Raw genomic sequence first — 22,275 nt, 5'->3', positions numbered from 1 at the left:
CGGGCTGCGGAGCCGCCGGGGCCGGTCGTCGACCTGCGCCCGACCGACGCCGCGGCCGCGATTTCGGCTCCGGCGGATCCGTCCGCTACTCTTCTCAGGTCGCATGACGCTGCGCCCGTAGCTCAACGGATAGAGCATCTGACTACGGATCAGAAGGTTTGGGGTTCGAATCCCTACGGGCGCGCAAGACACGAAGGCCCCGGTCGATGACCGGGGCCTTCGGCCTTCGTGGGCCCGGACGTCTCGCTTCTGGTGGGTGGGAGCCCGCCTTGTCGCTCTTGACGACCGGGAGGACGCTGAGCTGCCGTCCCGAGGAGCCGCCCGATGACCGTCATCACTCAGGTGTCGCTGACGAAGCTGCGCTGGGAGCAGGCCGGGCGCGGGATGGATCCCAGCGGCTTCTACCCGGTGGCGGCCGACGGTGCGGTGCGCACCGCGACCGGCGTCGTGCTCCGGATCGACACCGACGCCGGCATCTGGGGCCAGCACACCTGGACCACCGGAGTGAACGGGCTTGCCGCGGCGCAGATCGAGTCCATCGCGCCGTGGCTGGTCGGCCAGGACCCGTTTCGGCGCGAGCTGATCTGGACCACGCTCCAGCGAGCCTGGCGGAAGTACGACCGCCTCGGCATCGGGCCGATCGACATCGCGCTGTGGGACATCGCGGGCAAGGCGTACGGCGTCCCCGTGTGGCAGCTCCTGGGCGGCTGGAAGGACCGGTTGCCGGCGTACGCCTCGACGCTCCACGGTGACGAGACCGGTCCGCTCTCCTCGCCGCAGGACTACGCCGACTTCGCGGTGGCGTGCACCGAGCTCGGCTATCGCGCCTTCAAGATCCACGGGTGGGCCGCGGGACCGCTCGGCCGGGAGATCGAGACCGTCCATGCGGTGCGGACGGCGGTCGGGCCGGACGTGGCGCTGATGCTGGACCCGGGATCGGCGTACACCACCTTCGCGGACGCGCTGACCGTGGGCCGGGCGCTCGACGAGGCGGGCTACTACTGGTACGAGGACCCCTACCAGGAGGGCGGTGTCTCGGCGCACGCCCACCGGCGGCTGCGCGAGCTGCTGCGGACGCCGCTGCTCATGGGCGAGCACGTCCGCGGGTTCAGCGCCCACGTCGACCAGGTCGTCGCCGGTGGCACCGACTTCGTGCGGGCCGACGCGGGGCTCGACGCAGGCATCACCGGCGTCATGAAGCTCGCGCATGCCGCCGAGGGTCTCGGTCTCGACGTCGAGTTGCACGGCCCGGGCCCCGCCCACCGCCACTGCATGGCGGCGATCCGCAACACGAACTTCTACGAGCTCGGGCTCGTCGCGCCGAGCCTGCCCAGCGTCAGCGCCGGGTTCCCGGTGTACGCCGACTTCCGTGACGACCTCGCGTCGGTCGACGCCGAGGGAACCGTGGGTGTTCCGACCGGCCCTGGCCTCGGCGTCACGCTCGACGAGGACTGGGTCGCGGCGCACGAGGTCGAGACATTCGTCGCGCGCTGAGCGTTGGCATGAGCGGCTATGGTGGAGACACTATGGCGAAGGTCACTCGCGCGGCGGGCTCGGGCACGCAGCGGGTGCGCAACCCCGGACGGCGGCGTTGACAGGCAAGAAGATCAGGACGGGCGAAGAGGACCGGCGCTCGCTGAGCACCCGGACCCTCGATGTGCTGGCGGCGTTCGACGCCCGCCACCCGCGACGGACCCTCTCCGACATCGCGCGCGCGACGGGGCTCCCGCTCTCGACCGCCCACCGGATCGTCACCGATCTGCAGCGCTGGGGTGCGCTCGAGGAGACCTCGGCCGGCTACCAGGTCGGCATCCGGCTGTGGGAGACCGCGACGCGGGCGCCCCGCGGTCCCGCGCTGCGCGAGGCGGCGCTGACCGCGATGGAGGACCTCTACGAGGCGACCCACCAGAACGTCCAGCTCGCCGTGCGCGACGGCCTCGAGGTCGTGTACGTCGAGCGCTTCGCCGGCCGGGGCGCCGTACGCGTCCTCACGACCGTCGGCGGCCGCTTCGCGCTGCACGCCACCGGCGTCGGGCTCGTGCTCCTGGCCCATGCGCCGACCGAGGTGCAGGAGCAGGTGCTGCGCGGGCCGCTCAAGGCCTGGACGGCCCACACCGTGACCGACCCGCGTCGCTTGCGGGCGATGCTGGCGGAGGTACGCCGTACGGGTGTCGCGATCGCGGACCGGCAGGTGACCTCGTCGGTCCCCGCCGTGTCGATCGCCTGTCCGATCCACGACTCCGACGGGGCGGTCATCGCGGCGCTGTCGCTGGTCGTGCCCGCGGACGGGCCGACGAGGCCGTCGGCGCTGATCCCGGCGGTGCGCGCCGCCAGCCGCAGCGTCTCGCAGAACCTCGGCTATCGCGGGGCGAGCGTCCCGCGGATGCGGCAGCCGGGCTGAGGTCCGCACCGGTGGCGCGTTGTTGCGCGCCACCGGCGCTACACCGCCGCCGGAGGTCTCACTGCCCGGAGATCGCCGAGGCGACGGCTTGGTGGACCTCGGGGTGGAAGACGCTGGGGATGATGAAGCTCGGGTTGAGCTCGTCGTCGCTGACGACCGCGGCGATGGCCTGCGCGGCGCGGATCATCATGTCCTCGGTGACCTCGCTCGCGCGGGCGTCGAGGAGACCGCGGAAGACGCCGGGGAAGGCGAGCACGTTGTTGATCTGGTTGGGGAAGTCGGACCGGCCGGAGGCGACGATCGCGGCGTACTTCGCGGCCTCGGCGGGGTCCACCTCGGGGTCGGGGTTCGCCATCGCGAAGACGATGGGCTGGTCGGCCATCTCGGCGATCCACGCGGGCTGGAGGATGCCCGGGGCGGAGACGCCGACGAACACGTCGGCGCCCTGGAGAGCGGCGCGCAGGTCGCCCGCGACGCGCCGAGGGTTGGTGGCCGCGGCCAGCTCGGCGTGGGCGGGGCTGAGGGAGTCGTCACCGGCGACGAGGGTGCCGTTGCGGTCGTAGACCACCACGTCGGACACGCCGGCTGCCAGCAGGAGCTTGACGATCGCCGTACCTGCGGCGCCGCCTCCGGACACGACCACCTTGACGGTCTCGATCGACTTGCCGACGACCCGCAGCGCATTCGTGAGTCCGGCGAGGACGACGATGGCGGTGCCGTGCTGGTCGTCGTGGAAGACCGGGATGTCGAGGCGCTCACGCAGCCGTGCCTCGATCTCGAAGCAGCGGGGGGCCGCGATGTCCTCGAGGTTGATGCCACCGAAACCAGGCGCGATCAGCTCGACCGCCCGGACGATCTCATCGGTGTCCTGGGTGTCGAGGCAGATCGGCCAGGCGTCGATCTCGCCGAAGCGCTTGAAGAGGGCCGCTTTGCCCTCCATGACCGGCAGGGCGGCGCCGGGGCCGATGTTGCCGAGGCCGAGGACGGCGGACCCGTCGGTGACCACGGCCACGGTGTTGCCCTTGATCGTGAGCCGGGAGACATCCTCAGGATGCTCGGACAGCGCCTTGGAGACCCGGCCGACGCCCGGGGTGTAGGCGATGGAGAGGTCCATCCTGGTCTTGAGGGGGACCTTCGAGGAGATCGCGATCTTGCCGCCGAGGTGAGCCAGGAAGGTCCGGTCGGAGACCTTGTGGACCTCGACGCCGTCGATCGCGGCGACGACCTTCTCCAGCTCGGCGGAGTGCTCGGCGTCGGCCGCGGAGCAGGTGACGTCGACGACCAGGCGGTCGTGCCGCGAGTCGGTGACGTCGATGCCGGTCACGATGCCGCCCGCGTCGGCGATAGCGGTGGCCACGGCGCCGACGACGCCGTGGTCGGGAGCGGTGTAGAGCCGCATGGTGATCGAGTTGGACGACGCGGTGGCATGTTTGACAGCGGACATGCTCCGACTATCCGCCCGACGGCGGGTTACTGAGAAGTCGCTCGGGCTTCACCTGCGGTTATGCATGGCGCGCATGACAAGGCATGAACACAATGTGTTGGTCACATGTGTTGGTCGTCACACACACTGCCTGTGTTCCCGACCACACCGAGGTGACCATGTCCATCCCCGCCGTGTCCGAGCTCGATCTCTTCGACGATGAGGTCCTTCTCGACCCGTATCCGACCTACGCCGTCCTGCGTGAGCTCGGCGCGGTCGTCCACCTGCCCGCCAACGACGTCTACGCCCTGACCCGCTATGAGGCCATCCGGACGGCGCTCGGGGACTGGGAGACGTTCTCCTCGGCCGGCGCGATCGGCTTCAACCCGATGGTCAACGAGGCGCTGACCGGCACCTCGCTCGCCTCCGACCCGCCCGTGCACACCCAGCTGCGTGCCGCCCTGACCGAGAACCTCACGCCCCGTGCCTTGCGCGGGCTCAAGGGGAAGATCGACGCCAAGGCCGACGCGCTCGTCGCCGCCTTCGTGGAGCAGGGTCTGAACGGAGCGGAACCCTTCGACGCGATCGACGCCCTCGCGCGAGCCTTCCCGCTCGAGGTCGTCGCCGACCTGATCGGGTTCACCGGCCACGTGCGGGACAACATGCTGCGCTGGGGCCAGGCCGCGATGCAGGTGATCGGTCCTCTCAATCAGCGCACCGCGGAGAACTTCCCGATCGCCGGCGAGCTCTACGAGTGGTGCTCGACCGTGACGGCGGCTGACCTTGCGCCCGGTTCGGTCGGTCGCGGCATCTTCGACGCCGAGGAGCGCGGCGCCATCCCGGAGGGGACGGCCGGCCACATCATCCACCAGTACCTCGGCGCCGGTGTCGACACCACCATTGCGGCGATCGGCAACATCGTCGCGCTGTTCGCCGCCCACCCCGAGCAGCTGGCCCTGATCCGCAAGGACCCGGCGCTGGTGCCGGCCGCCTTCAACGAGGCGCTCCGCTTCTGGGCACCCGTCCACGCCTGGGGCCGCCGGGTCACCCGTGATGTCGAGATCGACGGGGTCGTCGTGCCGGCCGGCTCTCAGGTGGCCATCATCTTCGGCGCCGGCAACCGCGACCCGCGCCACTACGACAACCCCGACGCCTTCATGGTCGAGCGCAACCCGGTCGACCACCTCGCCTTCGGCTACGGCCCGCACGGCTGTGCCGGCCAGGGGTTGGCCCGCCTCGAGGCCCACGCCGTGATCGACGCGCTGGCCCGCCGGGTCGAGCGCCTCGTCGTCGGACCGGAGGTCCGCGTCCCCAGCAACATCACCCGGAGCATCGAGGAGCTCCCTGTCCTGGAAGTGGTGCCCGCATGAAGATCCTGCTCGACCGGCCGCGCTGCGAGGGACACGGCCTGTGTGAAGAGGCCGCGCCCGCGCTGATGCACCTCGACGACGAGGGTGAGCTGGTCCTCGACCGCGAGGAGGTCGACGGCGCCGACCTTGCGGCCGCCCAGGCGGCGGTCCGGGTCTGCCCGGTTGCCGCACTCAGCCTCCGATGAGCGGTGCTGCGATGCGGCGCATCGTCATCGTCGGCAACGGGATCGCCGGAGTCACCGCCGCGGACACCCTCCGTGCCGGTGGCTTCACCGGCGAGCTCACCGTCGTCGGCGCCGAGCGCCACGCCGCCTACAGCCGTCCGGCGCTGTCCAAGGCGCTCCTGCGCGACGAGCTCAGCGCCCATGAGCTGCCCGCCCCCGGCCACGGCGCGACCGAGCTCCTCGGCGTGAGCGCGGTCTCTCTCGACCCCGAGCAGCGCCGGGTCGCGCTCAGCGACGGCCGCGGGCTGGCGTACGACGGCCTGGTGATCGCCAGCGGCGCGCGGCCGCGCACCCTCGGTGGCGGTGAGCGGGAGCGCTGCGTGCGCACCATCGAGGACGCGCTCGCGCTGCGCAGCGCGCTGGCCGAGTCTCCCTCGGTGGTCGTCATCGGCGGTGGCCCGCTCGGCATGGAGGTGGCCTCGGGCTGCCTCGAGCAGGGGTGTGAGGTCACGCTCGTCTCCGAAGGGCAGCCGCTCGTCGCCGTCCTGGGCGAGCACCTGGCCGGCGTCCTCACCGACACCGCGACCGCGCAGGGCCTCAAGGTCGTCACCACCGGCGCTGCCGGCGTCACCGACGCCGGCGACGTCGTGCAGGTGCAGTTGCGCGACGGCGCGGTCCTCGAGGCCGGGCTCGTGGTGAGCGCGATCGGGGATGTGCCCAACACCGAGTGGCTCGCCGACAGCGGTCTTCTGGTCGACGGCGTGCTCGCGGTCGACAGTCGCGGGCGGGTCGGCGGGCGGTCGGACGTGGTCGCCGCCGGCGATGTGGCGGCCTTCCCGACGGCGTACGGGCTCCGGCGGGTGCCGCTGTGGACCAGCGCGATCGATCAGAGCAGGGTCGCCGCGACCACCCTGCTGCAGGGGGACGACGCGCCCGAGCTCACCTTCTCGCCGTACTTCTGGACCGAGGGGTTCGGCCTGACGGTGAAGGCCTGTGGCTGGCTGCCTGTGGTCGGGGAGCCCGAGGTCGTCGACGGTGAGCCGCACAGCGGACTGCTGCGCTGGCGGCACGAGGACGGCTCCGGGACCGCGGTCGCGGTGAACTACCGGATCCCGATCCCGCGACTGCGTCGGGCGGCCCGGGAGGCCTGAGTAAGGTTCGAGGCGATGAGCGACGACGGGCGGCAGGTGACGCGTTCGGGCCTGGACCGCCTGGCGTCGGTCAACCTCAACCTGCTGGTGCCACTCCTGGCGGTGCTCGAGGAGCGGTCGGTGACGAAGGCCGCCGAGCGGGTCGGACTCACCCAGCCGGCGATGAGCCACGCGCTGGCGCGGATGCGGCGGCTGCTCGGTGACGACCTTGTCGTACGCCAGGGGGGAAGCATCGCGCTGACGCCACGTGGCCAGGAGCTGATCGCGCCGGTGCGCGCGACGCTGCAGCACGCCGCGGGCGTGGTGAACTTCCCGAGCTTCGACCCGGCGACGGACCGACGCATCATCACGGTGGCGATGACCAACAGCACCGCCTTCGTGGTCGGGCCCCGGCTCGGTCGGCTGGTCGCCGAGCAGGCCCCGCACGCGACCCTGCGGGTGCGGACGATCACGGTGCCGACCGAGTCCACCTTCACCGAGCATGGCGTCGACGTCGTGTTGATGTCCGAGGCGTTCGCCTCGCCTCATCCGCGGGAGCGGTTGTACGACGACCGCATCGTCGTGCTGGCCTCCTCCCAGACGCCGCCGGAGGCGACGGCGCTCGATCTCATCACCACCCAGCCGCACGTCGTCGTCGACACCGACCGTCGCGTCTTCCCGTACTCCGTGCTCGAGGAGCAGGGCGTCGGCTACCGCGTCGGCCAGCTGGTCTCCGACTACCTGCTCGTGCCCCATCTGGTCGCGCGCGGGGGTGGGGTCGCGCTGCTGCGCTACCGGGTGGCGGCGGCCATGCGGAGCCTGGTCGACGTACGGATCGAGGAGTTCCCCTTCCCGCTTCCGGGGCTGGGGATCGACATGGTGTGGAATCCGCACCTGAGCGACCAGTACTTCATCGCCTGGCTGCGACAGGCACTCTTCGACGCCGTCGCGGGGTCGTGACCTCTGAGCCCGGATCCGGGCTCAGGTCAGGAGTTGGGTCCAGCTCGCGGCGAGCTCGTCGAGCATCTGGTCGCGGGTGAGCTTCCAGTCGGACTCGCCCCAGTTCTGGGCGACGTAGTCGAGCTGGGCCATCGCCAGGACGCCGCGGAAATGGCGCTGGTGAGGCGCGAACCTGTCCGCCTTGGTGAGGCCGTCCTCGATGTCGCCGATCGCCTCTTCGAGCCAGCCCTCGACGAGCTTGGACAGCTCGGGCTCGATCGCGGCGGCGTCGCGTCCGATCCGGATGATCGGATGGATCTGCGGCCACGACTCCGAGGTGCGCCGGATCCACGCCTCGATCGCCTCCCGGGTGCCTTCGGTGATGGTGGCGACCAGGTCCTGCGCGGTCGAGCCGTGCTCGGCCGACCGGTCGCGCTGCAGCGCCTCGTTGAGGCGCTCGTCGATCAGTGCCTTCATCAGCTCTCCGCGCGAGGGGAAGTAGGCATAGAAGGTCACGCGGGTCGTTCCGGCGGCGGTCGCGATGTCGTCGACGGTCGTGGCGGCGTACCCCTTCGTCGTGAACAGCTCGAGGCCGGCGTCCACGAGGAGCTGTCGGGTCATCTGCTTCTGCTGCTCCCTGAGGCTTGCCATGGGAGCACTCTACGGCGGCGCCTTCGCAGATCGGACGCGCGATCCGAATCACATACGGAGCGGACAATCACTTGACAGGCTGTAAGTCGTGTGACACGGTTCACCGCATTCGCGTGACGGTCATCACGCCGATCAACGGCTGGTTCTTCGCTGTACCCGACCCGGGGCAGGCGCGCGACAGCCCGACACAGACACAAGGAGCACTCGATGAGTGACGCCCAAGTCCGGGGTGGCGGCTACATCCCGACTCTGATCGCCGGTTGCCTCGGCGTCTTCGTGGCCCAGGTGGCGTACTCGCTGCCGGCCTCCGTCTTGGGGACCATCCAGCTCGACCTCGGGATCTCCGGATCCCAGCTCACCTGGGTGAGCGCGTCCTTCGCCGCGGCGATGGTGATCTTCGAGCTCACCTTCGGGGTGGTCGGTGACATCTTCGGCCGCAAGCAGCTGCTGCTCGGTGGCCTGGGGCTGCTGATCCTGGGCGAGGTGATCACCCTGGCGGGTGCCAGCAACGTGCATGCCCTGTGGACCGGGCAGGCGATCGCCGGCATCGGTGCGGGCGCGCTCTATCCGATCTCACTGACGATGATCGCGGCGCTCGCCCCGGATGCGGTGACCCGCGCACGGTCGATCGCGCTGTGGGCCGGCTTCCTCTCCATCGGCGCGGCGGTCTCGCCGATCGCCGCCGGGTCGCTCGCGGAGAACGGCCACTGGAAGGACTCGTTCTGGATCCCGGTCGCGCTCGCGGTCGTAGCCATCATCGTCGCGCTCAAGGCCACGAACTCCTCGGCGCCCGAAGGGCGCACGCTCGACCTGCCGGGTCAGGTCACGCTCGTCATCGGTCTGCTCGCGCTCGTCTGGGCCCTGACCGAGGGCTCTCAGGGCGGCTACGGGCAGAGGGACATCGTCGTCGGCTTCGTCATCGCCGCGGTGTTCCTGGCTGCCTTCGTCGCGATCGAGCTGCGGACCGCCTCGCCGCTGGTGCACCTCAACCTGTTCGCCAACCGCTCGTTCGCGATCACCGGCATCGTCGCGATCATCGGCATGTTCGCCTACCTGGCGATCTGCTTCTCCATGACCATGTTCCTCGGCACCGTCATCCACATCGGGGCGGTCTACATCGGCCTCCTCTTCCTCGTCATCCAGATCCCCGCGCTGCTGCTGGTCCCTCTGGTCGCCAAGCTGATCCACTCGGTGAGCCCGCAGTGGGTGCTGACGCTCGGCTTCCTCTGCATCGGCGCGGCCGGCTTCTGGGCCTCGCGCTTCGACGCGCACTCGTTCCTCGACGCGCACGGTGCCCCGCATGACGCCGCGTTCGTGAAGTTCATCGTGCCGATGATCCTCAACGGCATCGGGTTCGCCCTGACGGTCGGGTCGATCACCGCGGTCGCGATCAACTCGGTCCCGCTGCGCCTGGCCGGAATGGCGTCGGCGACGACCAATCTGCTGCGCGACTTCGGCTTCGCGCTCGGCCCGGTCCTGGGTGGCGCGATCTACAACTCGATCGCGAACCGCAAGCTCGACGCCGGACTCGATGCCGCGCTCGACAAGGCCGGGCAGCAGGGCTTCACCGTCCTCGGCCAGCCGCTCGATCCGCATGTGCCGACGGAGTCGGTGATGGGCGCCCTGCACGGCCTCGCTCAGGGTGGCGGCTCGGTCGCGGTCAACTCGGTGCCGGTGCTGACCGACCCGAAGACCGGCAAGCCGTTCGTCGACATGCCCTTCGCTCTGCACGACCTGGCGTTCAGCTCGCTGTCGCACGCGTTCAACGTGACCTTCCTGGCGGCCGCGATCTGCGCCCTCGGATCAGCGGTGCTCTGCGTGGTTGGTCTGGCCGGCGCCAAGAGTGCCTCGGCCGAGGCCGTCGAGCTCGGCACCGACGTGCTCCACGAGGTGGCCGGCGTCGCCGAGGACGTCGCACCGGTCTGAGAGCCCGCCCCTCAACCCAAGAACGAGCCCGGCCCGCGCACCGTCGCGAGCCGGGCTCGTGGGTTGGTACGACGGCGGGGCGGAGCGCAACGGGAATCCGGGCGGGAAAGGAGGGTTTCGGACCGTGCAAAAAGTATAACAAAATAATAGTATGATGTGACGCCGGACACAGTGCAGTCATCTCTGGAACCGCTGGCCCGGAGCGAACCGATCTATCGCCGCTGCGGCCTTGCCGGGAACGCGGTGGCCGAGCCCCCACGAGGACCCCCATGCCTGCAGATCTGCACCCCGAGGCCGTGACGGCCGCGGTGCGAAATCCCGATCCCTTCATCGACCTCGGTCACGTCCGCCAGGTGTTCCGGACGCAGTCCGGCGGCGAGGTGGTCGCCCTCGACGACGTCAACCTCCAGATCCGCGACGGTGAGTTCGTCTCCGTGCTTGGCCCTTCAGGGTGCGGCAAGAGCACGCTGATGCGGATCATCGGAGGCCTCGCGAGCCCGACGAGTGGTGAGACGCGCATCGACGGCGAGCCCGTGAGCGGACCGAGCCCGCTGGTCGGCATGGTCTTCCAGCAGCCGGCGCTGTTCCCGTGGCGCAGCGTGCTCCGCAACGTCACGCTGCCGGCCGAGGTGCTCAAGCTGCCGAAGAAGGCTGCCGAGGAGCGCGGGAAAGAGCTGCTCGAGACTGTCGGTCTCGGGCATGCGACGCACCTGTATCCCTACGAGCTCTCCGGGGGCATGCAGCAGCGTGCCGGCATCGCCCGCGCCCTGCTCCACGACCCGAAGATCCTGCTCATGGACGAGCCGTTCGGTGCCCTCGACGCCCTGACCCGCGAGTCCATGGGCCTGGAGCTGCTCCGGGTCTGGGAATCGACCAAGAAGACGGTCGTCTTCGTGACCCACAGCGTCAATGAGGCGCTCTTCCTTGCCGACCGAGTCGTCGTCATGGCGGCGCGTCCGGGTCGCATCGCCGAGGTGCACGAGGTCGCGCTGCCGCGCCCACGGACGCTCGACCTGATGGCCACGGCCGAGTTCAGCCAGGCCGCCGACCACCTCCGCCAGCTGCTCGGCGCGAAGACGGGAGACTGACCATGGCGATCGATATCCGTCCGACGGTCCCGACCGCACCGGTGCCGACGCGCACGGCCGAGAAGCGGTTCGAGTGGCGCAGCTCGCTCCCCGAGATCATCGGGATCCCCGCGGTGGTCATCCTCGTCATCGCGGCCTGGGCGGCGTACGTCGCGCTCTTCGACGTGCGCTCCGTGATCCTGCCGACGCCGAAGGCGGTGTGGGAGGCCCTGGTCGACGGACTGTCCACGAGCCCGACCAACCCCGCGGGCTACCTCTACCACGCGCGCGTCACGCTGGTGGAGATCCTCGCCGGCTTCGGCCTCGGCGCGGCGGTCGGGCTCGTACTCGCGCTGGTCTTCTCTCAGATCCGCCTCCTCGAGCGCATCGTGCACCCCATCGTGGTCGCGTTCCAGTCGGTGCCGAAGATCGCCGTCGCCCCGCTCTTCATCATCTGGTTCGGCTTCGGCTCGGAGTCGAAGATCATGCTCGTCTCGCTGGTTACCTTCTTCCCGGTCCTCGTCGCAGGCCTGGCCGGATTCAAGTCCGTCGAGCCCGAGCGCCTCGACGTGATGCGCTCGCTCGGATCCTCGCCGTGGCAGCGGTTCAGCAAGCTCGTGCTGCCCAACTCCCTGCCGTATCTGTTCACCGGCCTTGAGATCTCCCTTGTCCAAGCGATGACGGCCACGATCGTCGCTGAGTTCCTCTCCGGGACGGCGGGACTCGGTGTCCTCATCGTGCAGATGCAGCAGGTCCTCGACACCGCCAGCATCTTCGCCGTCATGGTGCTCCTCGGCGTCATGGGCTGGGTCCTCGTGCTGGTCCTCGTCACCCTGCGCAAGCGCCTCGTCTTCTGGTCGGCCGAGAGCCGGCGCCGCGGCCACTGATCTCTCCCACGCATCTCATGAAAGGGCTTCATCCGATGACTACTGCACTCTCCCGACGGCGGCTCCTCCGCACCACCGCCATGGGCGCGGCCGCGCTGACGCTCGGGCTCAGCGCCTCTGCCTGCGGCGCCGGTGCTGACACCGCGTCCGGGGGCGGCGGCTCGAACGTCACCACCATCACCTTGGCGACGCCCTTCCCGGACGGGACGCCGGGCGCCATCCCGAACTGGCTCGGCGAGAAGCTGGGCTACTTCAAGGAGGAGGGCATCAACGTCAAGGTGGTCTCGCTGGCAGGCCAGCCCTCCGCGGCCGTGGGCCTCGTGTCGGCCGGCCGGGCCGACATCGTGAACGCGGCGCCCGACACGCTCATCGTCCCGGCCGCGAGCGGCAAGGACAACGGTCTCACCTGGATCTTCACGCCCTACCAGGCGCCCAGCTTCAGCATCGTCGTCCCGGACGACTCGCCCATCACCTCCGCGAAGCAGCTCGCAGGCAAGAAGGTCAGCATGAGCGCGCTCGGCGCGCCGTTCGAGACCTTCGCTCGCGCCAACGTCACCGCCGACGGCGGTGACGGCCAGGCGTTGTCACCGGTCACCATGCCGGTCACGGCGGCGATGGAGCAGATGAGCAAGGGTGCGGTCGACGCTGTCGTGGCGAACAACTCCGAGATCGACCAGTCCGCGGCGGCGAGCGGAATCACCGTGCGCAAGCTTCCACTCCCTCCGGCCGTCGCCAAGATCTTCGCCGCCGGCTTCATCGTTCGTCGTGACGCCAGTCCCGCCCAGATGGATGCGTACGGCAAGTACCTGCGCGCGTACATGAAGGCTGCGATCTTCGCCCAGGAGAACCCTGAGGCGGCGGTCAGGATGAACTGGGAGAAGTACCCGGCCAGCAAGCCGAAGAACGTTCCTGACGACCAGGCGATGGCCCAGGCCAAGGACGCACTGCTCGCGACGGTGGAACAGTTCAAGAAGGGCGTCAACGGTCAGTGGGGCTACCTCGCGCCGGACCGTTGGGCGGCGTACATCGACTACCTCGGTCTGAAGGGCAAGGTCGCGGATCCGGCCAAGCTCTACGACAACTCGCTCCTCGCGACGGCGAACGACTTCGACGCGGCCGCTGTGAAGAAGCAGGCTGACGCCTGGAAGGACTGATCCGGCACGCTGTGGTCAGGGTCGGCGCGCCCGGGCCAGCCGACCCATGACCTGTCTGCCGACCGCCGTCCCCGACTCGGATGAGGCCTACTCCATGACCACTGCATCGCCCCTCGGCTCGACCACCACTCCCACCGCAAGGTCGCTCGACCGCTCCTCGGGCGTTCCGCTCTACCGGCAGATCAAGGACATCCTCTGCGACGAGATCCTGTCGGGCGCGCGGCCCGGAGACGAGCCGATGACAGAGGAAGAGCTCATCCACCGGTTCGGTGTCAGTCGTGCGCCCGTGCGTCAGGCGCTCAAGGAGCTGGCAGCTGAGGGCTACGTCTACCGGGAGCGTGCCAGGGGCACGTTCCCGGTGGCGGGCCTCAGTCGCGAGGTCCATCGCCCGGACACCGTCCGTCCGGGTGGTCTCGTGGCGTACCTGCGTGAGACTGGCCTGGATCCCGTCTCCAGGGTGTGGGGCGTCCAGTGGGTGACGCCGACGGCTGACCAGGCGGACAGGTTCAAGCTCGCAGACGACGAGCAGGTGCTGCACTTCACCCGGCTCATCTCGGTCGACACCGAGCCGCTGGCCTGCGGGGAGATCTGGCTGCGGGCGCCTCGAGAGTTCCGCCCGAGCGTGGCCGAGCTCGAGGAGAGCGGCTCCGCCTTCTCTCTTCTCGAGCGCGAGTTCGGGATCGTCGTGGCGCGAGTGCAGCACGAGGCATGGGCCACCGCAGCTGCCGCTGAGGTCGCTGAGCTGCTCGGGGTCGCTGATGGAACGCCGGTCCTCGACGTCGAGTCGATCTTCTACACGCGCGAGGGGCGCCTCAGCGGCTGGCGCCTGAACGTCCACCGGCCGGACCAGTTCAAGTTCCGCTTCACCACCCAGCACTGACGTCGGCCGCGAGCTGTCGCGGGCGGCTAGGGCGACGAACAGATCGAATGGGTTACAACCACAACGTCTGTTTGCTTGACATTGTGTAAACCGTAGGATTACTGTGACCACCGCCACAGGGTGCGTCGCGCCCTTCCCGACCCGTGAGGCAGGCATGACCGTCAAGAGCAACACCGTGAACACCGTGCTGGGCCCCGTGCCGGCCGCTGAGCTGGGCGTCGTCGCCGTCCACGAGGCACTGCTCGCGGTGCTCCCCGGCGCGCAGTACGCCCATGACATCGAGATGGACCGCGCCGTCATCTTCCGTGCGATCGCCGACAAGCTGCGGGCCTTCAAGGCGGCCGGTGGCGGGGCCGTGGTCGACGCCGGTGGCATGTTCGCCGGCCGCGACGTCCCGCTCCTCGAGGCCCTCTCCCGCGCCACCGGCGTCCACATCGTCGCCTCGGCGGGCCAGATGGAGGAGGGCATGCTCGGTGGCTACTTCCTCACCCCGCAGACCAACCCGCCCACGCCGTGGCCTGCGGAGAAGTTCGCCGCGCTCTACGCGGCCGAGGTCACCGAGGGCATGGTCGTGCCGCGCGTCGAGCGCCGTGGTTCCGCGGGCCTGATCGCCACCGCGATCACCGCCGACGGTATGACGCCGACGGACGAGAGCCAGCTGCGCGGCTGTGCCCGTGCCGCGAAGCAGACCGGTGTCGCGCTCACCTTCCGTGCCGGCAGTGACCCTGTCGCCGAGCTCGCCGTCGCCCTGGACGAGGGGCTGGCGGCCGATCGGATCGCCGTCGTCAACGCCGGTGACAAGGCCGGCGAGGTTGCCGGCAAGGGCGCGTACGTCGTCTTCACCGATGTCGCTGCCGGCGTGGCGTTCGCCCAGGCGGGCGGCGCCGACAACACGCTCGTCGCCACCGGCGGCGCCGCCCTCGCGTTCGGCTACGACGAGGGTGAGATGCCCGAGACGTCGTACGACGCCCTGGTGTCCGCGGTGCCGGCCGAGCTCGCGCCGCGCCTCCTCACCGCCAACCCTGCCGCCCTGCTCGCCGTGAAGGAGGCCTGAGCCATGACCACCATCAACACCGTCCTCGGCCCGATCGCACCCGAGGAGCTCGGCTTCGTCGCCATCCACGAGCACATCGGCTACGGCATGCCGGGCTCCGAGCTCGACACCACCTGGTGGAAGACGCCGGAGCAGCGCTACGAGGAGACCGTCCCGAAGCTGCGGAAGTTCCACGAGAACACGCTGTCCTACGGCGGCGCCACGTTCGTCGACGCGACCGGCATCTGCAACGGGCGCGACGTGAACTACTACCAGTCGCTCTCGGAGAAGACCGGTGTCCACATCGTCGCCTCGACCGGTTTCGTCGGCGGCGACACCGCGCTGCCGTTCTTCGAGCGCGCCAGCGTCGACTACCTCACCGCGCAGTTCATCCACGAGATCACCGTCGGCATCGGCAACACCGGCGGCAAGGCCGGCATCATCAAGGTCGGCGTGAGCCGCGGCTTCAAGATGAAGGAGCTCGACCTCCGCATCTACCGCGCTGCCGCTCGGGCCGCGCTCGAGACCGGCGTCCCGATCTTCACCCACCTCGCGGTCGACGCCGAGCCGGCGGTCGAGATCTTCGCTGAGGAGGGCCTCCCGCTCGACCGGGTCCTCTTCGGGCACGCCGACGACGGCGTCAGCCAGGGCAAGGTGCGCGACCGCTGGATCGCCGAGCAGGGTGGCCGGATCGGCTTCGACACCTTCGGCTATGACCTCGAGCTGCCCGACCCGCCGTTCTGGGGCCGCCCCCGCCAGGAGCGGCTCGAGCACTTCCTCGGCTACCTCCGTGACGGTCTCGTCGACAGCGTCCTCGCCTCGGCCGACGCCAACTGCAGCCCGCTGGGCTGGCCCGGCGTCAAGGGCCACACCGTCAACTACCTCTTCGAGACGCTCTTCCCCGCGCTGCGTGAGAACGGCGTCGACGAGGCCACGATCCACCGGATCTTCGTCGAGCTTCCCGCCGACTTCCTCACCATGCAGCCCCATTCCACCCAGACCCGCGCCGCGGCCACCGCCTGACGGCCTTACCGAGAGAGACGACCATGGACTCATCGAACCTCACCATCGCCATCGTGGGCGGCGGCTACGGCGGTCTCGCCGCGGCCAAGGCGCTCTCCGTCGCCGGCGCGAACGTCACCGTCTACGAGCAGGCGAGCGAGATCAAGGAGGTCGGCGCCGGCATCGGCCTGCGGCCTTCGTCGATGGACCAGTTCCGCCGGTGGGGGGCCTTCGACGCCGTCGCCGGTGTCTCGAACCCGTCGGAGTCCTTCGAGATCCTCACCGCCGACGCCCACCCGATCGCCGAGGAGACCTGGCCCGAGGCCGACGTCTTCGGCGTCACCACCCACCTGATCCACCGCGGTGACTTCATCGACGCCCTCTACAGCGTCCTGCCCGAGGGCATGGTCAAGCTCGGCCACCGCCTGGAGAAGATCACCGACAACGGCGCCAACGCCACCTTGGAGTTCGCCAACGGCGAGACCGCCACCGCCGACCTGGTGATCGGCGCCGACGGCATCAAGTCGGTCGTTCGCGAGCAGCTCTTCTCCGACCAGCAGCCGGTCTTCGCCGGCGAGCACGCCTACCGGGTCGTCATCGACGACCCGGAGTGCCTGGAGATGGTCGCCGACGGCAAGCTGCGGATGTACCTCGGCCACGGCACCAAGGTCTACCTCCTCCCGCTGCTCTCCCGTGGCCAGGTCTCCTTCGACATCACCGCCCTCGACGCCGACAGCACCTGGGCGCCGCAGGTCGACCTCGACTACATCGTCAACACGGTCAAGGGCTTCGACGAGCGGATCGTCAACATCACCAAGCGCCTCGACGTCTCGGCGGTCAACATGCGCGCGGTCTACGACATCGATCCGGTCGAGGTCTGGCACAGCGACTCCGTGGTGCTGCTCGGCGACGCGGCGCACGCGATGTGTCACCACCAGGGCCAGGGCGCCAACTCCGCCATCCTCGACGCCGGCGCCATCGCCGACGCGCTGACCGAGGCTGCCTCGGTGCCGGAGGCGCTGGCGGCCTACACCGCGAAGCGCAAGCCGGTCACCGACGAGCTGCAGCGGATCTCCCGCCAGGGCTGGAACGAGGACGAGGTCAACGACGTCTTCCCCGGCCAGAAGCCGGCCACGATGGCCGCCGCTCAGGGCTGAGCGCCGATGCCTCTCCACCCCAAGGTCGCCGAGATCCTCGCGACGCTCCCGCCTCCGCCGGCCGAGCTCGACCCGGTGGCGATGCGGGGCTTCGAGGAGTCCCAGGTCGCTCCGCTCGAGGAGCGGCTGCCGATCGATTCGGTCGAGGACACGTCGTACGCCGGCGTGCCGGTGCGCGTCTACACGCCGGCCGACGCCAGCGACGATGTTCTCGTCTACCTCCACGGCGGCGCGTTCTTCCTGGGCAGCCTCAACACCCACGACCACATCGCGCGCTCGCTGGCCGACGCGACCGGGCGGCAGGTCGTGTCGGTGGGCTACCGGCTGGCCCCGGAGCACCCCTTCCCGGCGGGCCTCGACGACTGCTTCGCCGTGGTGAAGCACCTCCTCGACGCCGGCCGCACCGTCGCGGTGGCCGGAGACTCCTCGGGGGGCACCTACGCCGCCGCGGTCGCGGGCCTGGTCACCGACGCGGGTCTGCCCGGCCTGAGCCACCAGGTGCTCTACTACCCCTCGCTCGACCTGCGGTTCGCCGAGTCGATCGAATCCGGCCGCTACCCGTCGCTGAAGGAGAACGCCGAGGGCAACGGCCTCACCACCGCCGGCCTCCTGCCGTTCAACTCGTTCTATCTGCGAAGCGCTGACCCGACCGACCCGCGGGTGAGCCCGATCCTGCGCGAGGACCTCTCCGGTCTGCCGAGGACCCTGATCGTCACCGCCGAGATGGACCCGCTGCGCGACGAGGGCGAGCTCTACGGTGAGAAGCTGAAGGCCGCCGGCGTCGACGTCACCGTCACCCGCGTCGCCGGGGCGGCTCACGGCTTCGTCCAGCACTTCAGCTGGCTGCCCGAGTTCGGCGCAGTCTTCGGTGAGACGGCCGCCTTCCTGAAGGGGGCGTGACGATGGTCGACGTCCACCCGATCGCTGCCCCGTGGGGCCGGTTCGCGCTGTTCAGCTTCCTCATCGACGCGCCGGAGCTGGCGATCGTCGACACCGGTGTCACTGCGTCCGCGGCCGGCGTCCCGGCCGAGCTGGAGAAGCTGGGCCGCCGGATCGAGGACGTGAAGTGGATCCTGCTCACCCACGGCCACATCGACCACGTCGGCGGCGCTCACGCCCTGTGGGAGGCCACCGGCCGACAGGCGAAGGTCGTGATCTCCGAGACCGACGCCCACTTCCTGCGCTCCCGGCAGGCCCACGTCGACGAGGCGCTCGACCTGCGTGGTCCCTACGTCGACGCGGCGGCCCTGGAGGCGGCGAAGGGTGCGGAGGTGCTCGAGGCGATCTCCGGCGAGATGGAGCCGCACGTGACCGTTGCGGACGGTGACCTGCTGGACCTCGGCGGGGTCCGCGTCCGGGTCGTCGCGATCCCGGGGCACACCGCGGGCGCGGTCGCCTACGTCGTCGAGGACGGCCCCGGTGGCCCCGACGTCTTCATCGGAGACGCCGCCCAGTGCTACGGCGCGGCCAGCGGCTTCCCGGGCTTTGAGGACCCGGACGCCTACCGCGCGTCGCTGGAGAAGGTCCTCGCCCTGGCCCCCGCGCACCTCTATCTCGGGCATCCCTACCGCCGCGCCGACGGAACCCCGTTCCCGGTGGCGCTCGACGCCGCCGGCGCCCGGGAGGCGCTCGAGGGCAGCCTCGCGCGCGAGGCCGAGATCCGCGCGGCCCTCGACGGCTACACCCCGGTCGAGACCGGCTCGCCGTACTCACCCTTCGCTGCTGTCGCCGAGAAGGTCGGCTACACCGGCGACCCCACGCTCGAGCCGTCGCCGTTCTTCACGACGATGCACGGCTATCGCACGAGACAGGAGAACCATGGCTGACATCCGCTCCATCGACGCCGGCGGTCGCGCCATCGAGGTGCACAAGGACCTCGAGATCCCGATGCGCGACGGCGTCAAGCTCGTCGGTGACGCCTACGCCGAAGACTTCGCGACGCCGCGGCCGGCGCTCGTCGCGCTGTCGCCGTACGGCAAGGAACTGCAGGCCCTCGCGCTGACCATCCCGCCCCAGCGCCGTCCCTCTCCGCTCTGGGACGGCTGCATCGAGGCCGGCGACATCGCCCGCGTCGTCGAGAACGGCTACGTCCACGTCATCGGCGACCTGCGCGGCTCGGGCGGCTCTGAGGGCGAGCACATCGGCAACTACAACGCCGGTGGTGTGCCGCTCGGTGAGGACGCCTACGACTTCATCGAGTGGGTGGCGGCGCAGCCGTGGTGCGACGGCAACGTCGGCATGATCGGCATCTCCTACTTCGGGTCGATGCAGGTGCTCGCCGCCGCCGAGCGGCCGCCGTCGCTGAAGGCGATCTTCGTCTCCGGCGGCCACTACGACTTCTATGAGACGACCTATCACGGTGGCGTCATGTGGTTCATGCCGCGCGCTGCGCGGGAGGGTCGAGGCGGCGACTCCGGCTGGGCGTTCACCGACCGGATCAAGTCGCGGATGCTGGAGACCTACTCGCCCGAGGAGCTCAAGGCCAAGGTCGCCGAGCGGCTCGCCGACCCGGACGTCCAGGCCTGGCCGAACCTCGTCCACACGCTGCACTACCCGGTCCATCACGAGGCCTGGTTCGACATCGTCACCAACGACCTCGACGGCGAGTGGTACGAGGAGCGCAACCCCGTCAACCTCGCCAAGAACATCGACATCCCGGTCTGGCTCAAGATGGAGCAGGGGCGCGGCTGGACACTCGACTCGACGATCGAGACGTTCCTCAACATCCCGGCGAAGAGCAAGAAGCTCACCATCGGCCCCTACCCCCCGATGCAGTCCCGCCCCTGGGTCGAGGACCACGATGAGATGTTCCGCTGGTACGACAAGTGGCTCAAGGGCATCGACAACGGTGTGGACACCGAGCCCGCCGTCGAGGTCTTCGTCGAGGGCACCCGCGAGTACGTCACGGCCGAGACCTGGCCGCCCAAGGACGTCGAGTACAAATCGCTCTACCTGCGCGGACGCCAGAAGCTGTCGACCGAACCGGAGCGCTTCGGGGCCGACGTCGCCGGCTACGAGGGGTACTTCCAGGCCCCGATCATCACGACCGACCAGATCGCGATGCTCACCTGGTCGACTCCGGTGCTCGAGGAGCCGATGGAGCTGATCGGCACCGGCGCGTTCCACCTGTTCGCCGAGATCGACCAGGACGACACGAACTTCGTCGCCCGCTTCTGGGACTACGCGCCGAACGGCAAGCGCCAGCTCGTCAGCACCGCGTACCTCAAGGCCAGCCAGCGCGAGCTCGACCCGGAGAGGACGACCGAGGGCAGCCCGATCCACCCGCACACCCGCAAGGTGCCGGTCGTGCCGGGCGAGATCAACGAGTACGTGCTGCGCATCTACCCGTTCGCGGCGACGATCCTCCCGGGCCACCGTCTCGTGGTCGAGCTGTCGGCGAACGAGCCGATGCAGGACGAGCACAACGCGCTGCTGCCGCCCGACTCGTTCCACCTGCCCATCGGGCGCCCGACGACGCACAAGATCTACCGCGACGCCCAACACCCCTCCCGGCTCGTGCTGCCGTTCGTCACGCGCGTCTGACGGCCACCCGCCCCTCCGACCACGCCCCCGGTCGCGTCCCCCGAGAGGACGCGGCCGGGGGCGTCACCAATCTCTCGCCGAGCTGCCTCCGCGGCCGGATTGTGAAGGCCCGCACAAGTGAAGCGGTGAGGAAGGTTTTGCTCGGTTCACATCTGGGTTCGGCCATAGTCGTGGTGTGAACACCCGTAGGTCTGAACCCGTCCGGTTCGCGAGCTCGACCGGCCCGCAGCTCGCCGGCGTCATCGATCACCCGGTGGGGCCGGTCCGCGGCTGGGGCGTCTTCGTGCACGGCTTCACCCTCGGCAAGGACTCGCCGGCGGCGGCCCGCACCTGCCGCCAGCTGGCCGCCAAGGGGATCGGCATGCTTCGCTTCGATGCGCTCGGACTGGGCGACTCCGGCGGCGACTGGGGCGACGGCTCCTTCACGGTCAAGGTGGCCGACACGCTCCGGGCGGTCGAGGTGATGGCGGAGCGGGCGTCGTCGCCGGTGCTGCTGGTCGGCCACTCCTGGGGCGGTGCGGCCGCGATCGCGGCGGGGCGCCGACATCCGGCGGTCGGCGCGGTGGCGACCATGGCGGCGCCGAGCGACCCCAGCCACGTCCAGAAGCACTTCGCGCCGCTGCTCGACCGTGTGCTCGCCGAAGGGGAGGCGAGCTGGACGGTCGGTGGCCGGACGCTGCGCCTCACCAGGCAGTTCGTCGACGACGTACGACGGGCACGGGTGCTCGATAGCGTGACGGCGCTTGATCGCCCGCTGCTCGTCCTGCACTCGCCGGTGGACGAGACCGTCGACATCGCGCACGCCGGCCGGATCTTCGGCGCCGCACACCACCCGCGCAGCTTCGTCTCCCTGGAGGAGGCCGACCACCTCCTCACCCGGCCCGGCCGCGCGCAGCGGGCCGCGAAGGTGATCAGCGCCTGGGCCGGGCCCTACCTGGCGGCCGCCGCTGCGCGACGCGAGCTCGCGACGGCCTGACCGCAGCAATGCGACCCCGAGCCGAGGCGGGCATGATCTCCTCATCATGGAGATCTGGATCAACCCCGCCTGCTCGAAGTGCCGTACGGCGCTGTCCATCCTCGACGAGGAGGGCGCGACCTACACCGTCCGCCGCTACCTCGACGAGCCACCCACGGTGGAGGAGCTGCGCGCCGTGCTCGACCGGCTCGGGCTCGAGCCGTGGGACATCACCCGGACCGGTGAGCCGGTGGCGAAGGAGCTGGAGCTCACGACCTGGCCCCGCGACGCCGACCACCGCGACCGGTGGATCGAGGCGCTCACTCGGCATCCGAAGCTGATCCAGCGGCCGATCATCACCGCCGACGACGGCACGACGGTCGTGGCGCGGACGGACGAGGCCGTGCGCTCGGTGCTGTGAGGTGACCACGCAGACCCGGAGAGACACAGAGCCGGCGCGGGGGTCACCTCGGCCGAGGAGAGCGGAATGGTGGTGAACATCGCCGGCTCGTCCTCGGGGACGAGCGCGGTCGGGCCGTAGAGCCAGTCGACGAACGAGTAGTCGTAGACGTCGCGGGCCTTCAGGATGACGT

Annotated in this window: 21 protein-coding genes and 1 tRNA gene; 20 read left to right on the top strand and 2 right to left on the bottom strand. The window is 70.0% G+C overall.

The window, feature by feature from the left end:
- Positions 1–111 precede the first annotated feature (111 nt).
- From AB3X52_RS00845 to AB3X52_RS00835, 3 genes are all read left to right on the top strand, one after another.
- Positions 112–184 (top strand) — tRNA-Arg (locus AB3X52_RS00845).
- A gap of 140 nt (positions 185–324) precedes the next feature.
- Positions 325–1,494, top strand: coding sequence for an enolase C-terminal domain-like protein (locus AB3X52_RS00840; RefSeq protein WP_367990804.1), 1,170 nt, complete (start codon positions 325–327; stop codon positions 1,492–1,494).
- Between the two features lie 97 nt (positions 1,495–1,591).
- Positions 1,592–2,401 carry an IclR family transcriptional regulator gene (locus AB3X52_RS00835; RefSeq protein ID WP_367990803.1) on the top strand — a complete coding sequence of 270 codons (810 nt, stop codon included), beginning with the start codon at positions 1,592–1,594 and terminating at the stop codon, positions 2,399–2,401.
- 58 nt (positions 2,402–2,459) lie between these two features.
- Here the strand turns inward: AB3X52_RS00835 and AB3X52_RS00830 are convergent, their stop codons facing one another.
- Positions 2,460–3,845 carry an NAD-dependent malic enzyme gene (locus AB3X52_RS00830; protein ID WP_367990802.1) on the bottom strand — a complete coding sequence of 462 codons (1,386 nt, stop codon included), beginning with the start codon at positions 3,843–3,845 and terminating at the stop codon, positions 2,460–2,462.
- A 158-nt stretch (positions 3,846–4,003) separates the two neighbouring features.
- On the opposite strand from AB3X52_RS00830, the gene AB3X52_RS00825 reads away from it, so the two are divergent.
- Genes AB3X52_RS00825 through AB3X52_RS00810 form a run of 4 tightly spaced genes read left to right on the top strand, consistent with a single transcriptional unit; the run spans position 4,004 to position 7,448 of the window.
- Positions 4,004–5,194: a cytochrome P450 gene (locus AB3X52_RS00825; RefSeq protein ID WP_367990801.1), complete on the top strand. Its 1,191-nt coding sequence runs from the start codon at positions 4,004–4,006 to the stop codon at positions 5,192–5,194.
- A complete protein-coding gene (locus AB3X52_RS00820; protein WP_367990800.1) occupies positions 5,191–5,379 on the top strand; it encodes a ferredoxin in 189 nt (62 codons plus the stop codon). Before AB3X52_RS00825 ends, AB3X52_RS00820 begins: the two co-directional genes overlap by 4 nt.
- The gene (locus AB3X52_RS00815) at positions 5,376–6,509 is read left to right on the top strand and encodes an NAD(P)/FAD-dependent oxidoreductase (RefSeq protein WP_367990799.1); all 1,134 of its coding nucleotides are present in this window, start codon (positions 5,376–5,378) and stop codon (positions 6,507–6,509) included. The genes AB3X52_RS00820 and AB3X52_RS00815 overlap by 4 nt, the downstream gene beginning before the upstream one ends.
- A 15-nt stretch (positions 6,510–6,524) precedes the next feature.
- On the top strand, positions 6,525–7,448 hold the full coding sequence (locus tag AB3X52_RS00810; protein WP_367990798.1) for a LysR family transcriptional regulator: 924 nt from the start codon (positions 6,525–6,527) through the stop codon (positions 7,446–7,448).
- Positions 7,449–7,469: 21 nt separating this feature from the next.
- Here the strand turns inward: AB3X52_RS00810 and AB3X52_RS00805 are convergent, their stop codons facing one another.
- On the bottom strand, positions 7,470–8,078 hold the full coding sequence (locus AB3X52_RS00805) for a TetR/AcrR family transcriptional regulator (protein ID WP_367990797.1): 609 nt from the start codon (positions 8,076–8,078) through the stop codon (positions 7,470–7,472).
- A 207-nt stretch (positions 8,079–8,285) separates the two neighbouring features.
- Between AB3X52_RS00805 and AB3X52_RS00800 the strand changes: the two genes are divergently transcribed.
- From AB3X52_RS00800 to AB3X52_RS00740, 13 genes are all read left to right on the top strand, one after another.
- Complete coding sequence (locus tag AB3X52_RS00800) at positions 8,286–10,004, top strand: MFS transporter (RefSeq protein ID WP_367990796.1); 1,719 nt, start codon at positions 8,286–8,288, stop codon at positions 10,002–10,004.
- Between the two features lie 269 nt (positions 10,005–10,273).
- Positions 10,274–11,092: an ABC transporter ATP-binding protein gene (locus AB3X52_RS00795; RefSeq protein WP_367990795.1), complete on the top strand. Its 819-nt coding sequence runs from the start codon at positions 10,274–10,276 to the stop codon at positions 11,090–11,092.
- 2 nt (positions 11,093–11,094) lie between these two features.
- Complete coding sequence (locus tag AB3X52_RS00790; protein WP_367990794.1) at positions 11,095–11,958, top strand: ABC transporter permease; 864 nt, start codon at positions 11,095–11,097, stop codon at positions 11,956–11,958.
- 35 nt (positions 11,959–11,993) lie between these two features.
- Entirely contained in the window at positions 11,994–13,112 is a 1,119-nt protein-coding gene (locus tag AB3X52_RS00785) for an ABC transporter substrate-binding protein (protein ID WP_367990793.1), read from the top strand.
- Between the two features lie 94 nt (positions 13,113–13,206).
- Positions 13,207–13,992, top strand: coding sequence for a GntR family transcriptional regulator (locus tag AB3X52_RS00780; RefSeq protein WP_367990792.1), 786 nt, complete (start codon positions 13,207–13,209; stop codon positions 13,990–13,992).
- A 103-nt stretch (positions 13,993–14,095) separates the two neighbouring features.
- On the top strand, positions 14,096–15,046 hold the full coding sequence (locus tag AB3X52_RS00775; protein ID WP_367990791.1) for a phosphotriesterase family protein: 951 nt from the start codon (positions 14,096–14,098) through the stop codon (positions 15,044–15,046).
- Positions 15,047–15,049: 3 nt separating this feature from the next.
- Positions 15,050–16,048: a phosphotriesterase family protein gene (locus tag AB3X52_RS00770; RefSeq protein WP_367990790.1), complete on the top strand. Its 999-nt coding sequence runs from the start codon at positions 15,050–15,052 to the stop codon at positions 16,046–16,048.
- Positions 16,049–16,071: 23 nt separating this feature from the next.
- Complete coding sequence (locus AB3X52_RS00765; RefSeq protein ID WP_367990789.1) at positions 16,072–17,184, top strand: FAD-dependent oxidoreductase; 1,113 nt, start codon at positions 16,072–16,074, stop codon at positions 17,182–17,184.
- Positions 17,185–17,190: 6 nt separating this feature from the next.
- Entirely contained in the window at positions 17,191–18,084 is an 894-nt protein-coding gene (locus tag AB3X52_RS00760) for an alpha/beta hydrolase (protein ID WP_367990787.1), read from the top strand.
- A gap of 2 nt (positions 18,085–18,086) precedes the next feature.
- The gene (locus AB3X52_RS00755; protein WP_367990851.1) at positions 18,087–19,010 is read left to right on the top strand and encodes an MBL fold metallo-hydrolase; all 924 of its coding nucleotides are present in this window, start codon (positions 18,087–18,089) and stop codon (positions 19,008–19,010) included.
- Complete coding sequence (locus AB3X52_RS00750; RefSeq protein WP_367990785.1) at positions 19,003–20,727, top strand: CocE/NonD family hydrolase; 1,725 nt, start codon at positions 19,003–19,005, stop codon at positions 20,725–20,727. The genes AB3X52_RS00755 and AB3X52_RS00750 overlap by 8 nt, the downstream gene beginning before the upstream one ends.
- Before the next feature lie 175 nt (positions 20,728–20,902).
- The gene (locus tag AB3X52_RS00745; protein ID WP_367990783.1) at positions 20,903–21,703 is read left to right on the top strand and encodes an alpha/beta hydrolase family protein; all 801 of its coding nucleotides are present in this window, start codon (positions 20,903–20,905) and stop codon (positions 21,701–21,703) included.
- Positions 21,704–21,749: 46 nt separating this feature from the next.
- Positions 21,750–22,103 carry an arsenate reductase family protein gene (locus AB3X52_RS00740; protein WP_367990781.1) on the top strand — a complete coding sequence of 118 codons (354 nt, stop codon included), beginning with the start codon at positions 21,750–21,752 and terminating at the stop codon, positions 22,101–22,103.
- Positions 22,104–22,275 lie beyond the last annotated feature (172 nt).

This window comes from Nocardioides eburneus, from assembly GCF_040838215.1.
Classification (GTDB): Bacteria; Actinomycetota; Actinomycetes; order Propionibacteriales; family Nocardioidaceae; genus Nocardioides; species Nocardioides eburneus.
The sequence above is the reverse complement of the archived record's forward strand: the minus strand, read 5'-3'. Positions and strand labels throughout refer to the sequence as shown.